This window comes from Mesorhizobium sp. M0244 (assembly GCF_040321795.1).
Taxonomy (GTDB): domain Bacteria; phylum Pseudomonadota; class Alphaproteobacteria; order Rhizobiales; family Rhizobiaceae; genus Mesorhizobium.
Genome location: NZ_JAMYSE010000176.1, coordinates 1 through 3,859, shown reverse-complemented (window position 1 = coordinate 3,859; position 3,859 = coordinate 1). Strand labels below are relative to the sequence as shown.

Below are 3,859 nucleotides of genomic sequence, written 5' to 3'. Positions count from 1 at the left end.
GCGCTTGGCCAGATCAAGGCCCACGGTGGTAATCTGCATGGCGGATGGCTCCTTTGCTCGGGTTGCCTGACAGCAAACCCACTGTGGCACTCAGATGCCGGGAGCGGGAGCCATCCACCTCATCTGCTTTCAGGACGCGGAGAAGCTGATCTCTACGGCCGAGATCGGGCGCTAAGCGGTCATTCGCGGCACGAGGAACGAAGGTCACCAACGGGTCATGGGCGTGAATTCGGCCGGGGCGAATGAGCGTCCGCTTGGGGTCATGGCCGTGAATTGACCCGGAGCGAGCGAGCTTCCGCTTAGGGTCGGTCTTTCGCGTTCCCTCAGAGTCGCAAGAGCGTGGGGTGAGCGGTACTACATCGACCCGGCCAGACGCCATTCCAACCGCTGATCCGTCTCGACCGCCTTCGGCCGCGTCGGACGTTTCGCTAGGTCGCTTCGCCCGGCTTATGGAAGTTCGATCTCGCCGTCCACCACGTGGTTGAGGCCGGTGCCTTCCGCCGTCAGCGTCATGCGGACCTTCAGCTTCTTGCCGCCGATTTGCCCTTCGCGCACCGTCTCCTCGATCTTGCGCTGGGAGGTGACGCCGACTTCCTTCAGGAACTTGCGGATCGACATGTTGACGGCGTCTTCGCTCATGGCGGAACTCCTCTGTGTCCGGAAGGGATTGTAAGGGAAGGCAAGGGATCAAGGAAGCAGGACGGTGACGTACGGTTTTATTGAAATAGACCTCGAGCCGGGAGGAGACGTCGGGTCCTTAAACTTGATCGACCCCTGGCAGGAGGAGTGGAACCGATCGACGTCTTGCGCAGAAGGAGCACTATGACGGCCATCTCGGCCTTGATCTGACCGATCAGGAAAAGAGTGATCTGATCGAGTACCTCAAATCGATCTGATCAGCACTCGGCGCTTCTTTGGGTTCGATTGGGAGGAAAGATCATTAAAGACATCGTGGTGAGATAAATTGCGGGTCGGCACAATGTGAGCCGGGCCAAGCGCTGTCTCGCCGGAAATTTCTTAAGGTTCGACGACCGGCGCGGCGATTTGCCGGTGCAGGTGGGCTTGCTTCCTGCATGACAGGTCAGCCTGCGGCGCGCGGCGCCGAAACAACCCCAAAGCCTGTGGCGCTTTATTAGGATGTTCCAAACAAAGGTCGCCGCTGCGCCGGGTGCACCCATTTCCTGAAGCCGAATGCATCCGAGATTGTCGCGGGTGAAATCAGCCCCGATGGTTGGTGCCGCTTTTACAAAGCACGGCCTGCCTGATCGGCAGAGCCCAGCGGAGACTTTCGTTGTCTGCTGCGCTGCGGGTGATGGTCTGCAGGCATCGCGTCGAGGATGTCGGGTCACATTAGGCATTCGACAAGTCCGGAGTCAGAGCCGAAGTGATCGACGACCTTTCCAACATTTGCCTTCGCGATTGACCCCTCCCGGTCAAGCAACCCAAATATCAGCGTTCCTCTGGCGGCTTGACGTTCTGGAACTGCATCAGCAGCAGCAGATCATAAATGATTTTGAGTGTGCCGCAGATCAGGAGGGGCCATGCCCGGAACGAGGCAGCGATCAGAGCGCCCGCCAGGGCGGGACTGGCTGCGGCAGCCAAACTGCGCGGGACCGATGTGAAGCTCGCGGCGGCTGCCCGCTCTGCCTCCGTGACGACGGCCATGACGTAAGACGAGCGCGTCGGGACGTCCATCTGCGAAAGCGCGGCACGGATCAGCAGCAGGGCGAGCGCCAGAGGGAGCGTCGGCGCAAGCGCCGCCAGCATCAGGGCGATGCTGGACGGAATGTGTGTGAACACCATCGTGTTGATGAGTCCGATATGCCGCGACAGCCAGGCGGCAACGGGGAATGAGAACGCCGAAAGCACGCCGGACCAGAAGAAGAAAAAGCCCGCTTCCGAAAGCGACAGGTCGAATTTTTCGAAAAGCCACAGGGCAAGCAGCGACTGGACGAGGAAGCCGCCGGCAAAGGCATCAAGGCTAAAAAGGGCCGCAAGCTTGAAAACGATATTCCGCGAGGGGCCAAGCGCGGACGTGCTGCCGGAGTCCGACGTTGGACGGCGCTGCGGGATCTGCGCGTAAAGGAGACCGCCGAGCAGGCCCAGCAACGCATAAAGCACGAACATCGCCTTGATGCCGGTGAGTTGATCGAGGCCGGCTGGAGCCAGAAGATCAGGTGTCGCCGAAGCGAGCGCGCCAACCGCGGCTGCGAGCGCACCCACAAGGCTGTAGCGCGCGAACATCTTGGTCCGCGCGGCGTCGGTGACTTCGCGTGTGAGCACGGCATGCTCTAAGGGCACGAATACGCTGACGCTGCCGGCCGACGGGTTGATGGTGCCTGCGAAGGCGATCACCAAAAGCAGCGCGTAGTCGTGGACCACAGCAAAGGCCACACCCGTGGCGACCATCAGACTGGCGGCGGCAAGCAGGAGTTGGCGGTGATCGTGTCGGGCACCAAGGAGTCCGACGGCGATGGTTAAGAGCGCTGAACCGAGCAGCGATCCGGTTGCTATGATGCCGACCTGCAGAGGCGCGAAGCCTAATGCGAGGAGATAGACCGGCAACAGAACGGCCACAAAGCCGTCGCCCATGTCGCGCAGGGCTCGGGCCGCAAAAAGAAAAGTCGCCGGGCGGATCTGCTGCACTGATCTAGCCTGCCCTCATCACATGCGTTGGCGTCACCGGCTTTGGCAGCGTCGCTCGACAGGGCCGGAAGATCATGACGGAGTCGCGTTAGACATTCCAGCGAGGCGAATATCGGTTTCAATCCTCAGGCTGCCGCCCAACAATGCTGATTCATATCGTGTCAAGGCTTGCAACGACCGAAGACGCAACTGGCGCATATTGCGCTTGGCTGTCAAGGTCGGGAATAGGGTCAGAACCTGCCCGTGACCTTGCATACAGGGCGTGCGGACACCAAGCTCCACCCACTTCACCATGCCGAGCGTCATATACACCAACGCGTCGCCCCGGTTGTCCTCAGGTAGTCCTCGAGTTGGCCCGCGTGAATTCGCGGCGCGGGACGGCAGCAGCGGAGATGGCGGCGCGCTCTGTCTCGAAGATGTCCTGCGTCTGTCGCAACCTGAAAAGAAGGCTGCCATCGCGGAAGAAGTTCCGTCAGATCGTGGTCGCGGAAGCGGACGTTGCGTGGCAGTCATGACCAATTGAACCGGACAATCCAACCTACCCACGTCTTACCAAGTTAGGACCGGTGATCCCAGCAGCGCCCTCCGCGACAAATTCGAACCTGGCTATCAAGCGTCACCGCCCTGCGCGGCAGGGAAGATTCGTCGCCTGATGCGCGAACACGATCTACAGCCGAGGATCAGGCGGCCCTTTGTCGCCACGACCGGACAGCGATCACGACCGCCCTTCCGCAGTCCCTGTACGACTCACTTGCGAAACGCAGCCGGTGCACGGTCTTCACCTCCAGCCTGATGATGCCCTTCAGAGGCTTCGGTGATTTTCTCGTATTCCGATTGCGACATCTCTGGAAGACGTCGGGTAAAGGCCACCATCGCCCATAGCTCTTCCTGGTTGTGCGTTGAACCAAACGCAGGCATCCCGGTCATTTTTATGCCGTTTTGCATGATCCAATAGAGCTCAGCATCATCCAACAAGGCGTAATCGAGTCGACCGTCGGCATGTACGGCGATTTGCAAGGTATCGCTGGAAAGGTGATGCAAGAGATTGAGGGCTTAGAGGTCCTGGCCATTGATGCACCTCCGCACGATGCTTGCCGAACAAGACGGCGTCTACGACGTAATCCTGATGGACTCACCGGGCGTCGACAGCGTCATCCGCGATACGATCATCCGCAACTCCGACCTGGTGCTGACGCCAATTCAGCCGAACCAG

3 protein-coding genes and 1 pseudogene are annotated in these 3,859 nt (G+C 60.2%); 1 reads left to right on the top strand and 3 read right to left on the bottom strand.

What is annotated here, in order from left to right; genetic code table 11:
* Positions 1-447: 447 nt before the first annotated feature.
* The 3 genes from NKJ08_RS38170 to NKJ08_RS38160 all read right to left on the bottom strand — a co-directional run bounded on the left by NKJ08_RS38170 (position 448) and on the right by NKJ08_RS38160 (position 3,618).
* The gene (locus NKJ08_RS38170) at positions 448-639 is read right to left on the bottom strand and encodes a DUF6494 family protein (RefSeq protein WP_023679340.1); all 192 of its coding nucleotides are present in this window, start codon (positions 637-639) and stop codon (positions 448-450) included.
* A gap of 810 nt (positions 640-1,449) precedes the next feature.
* Positions 1,450-2,592 carry an MFS transporter gene (locus NKJ08_RS38165; protein ID WP_352532622.1) on the bottom strand — a complete coding sequence of 381 codons (1,143 nt, stop codon included), beginning with the start codon at positions 2,590-2,592 and terminating at the stop codon, positions 1,450-1,452.
* Between the two features lie 801 nt (positions 2,593-3,393).
* The gene (locus NKJ08_RS38160) at positions 3,394-3,618 is read right to left on the bottom strand and encodes a c-type cytochrome (protein ID WP_280952133.1); all 225 of its coding nucleotides are present in this window, start codon (positions 3,616-3,618) and stop codon (positions 3,394-3,396) included.
* A 142-nt stretch (positions 3,619-3,760) separates the two neighbouring features.
* On the opposite strand from NKJ08_RS38160, the pseudogene NKJ08_RS38155 reads away from it, so the two are divergent.
* Positions 3,761-3,859 (top strand): annotated as a pseudogene (locus NKJ08_RS38155) (ParA family protein); the annotation flags it as partial.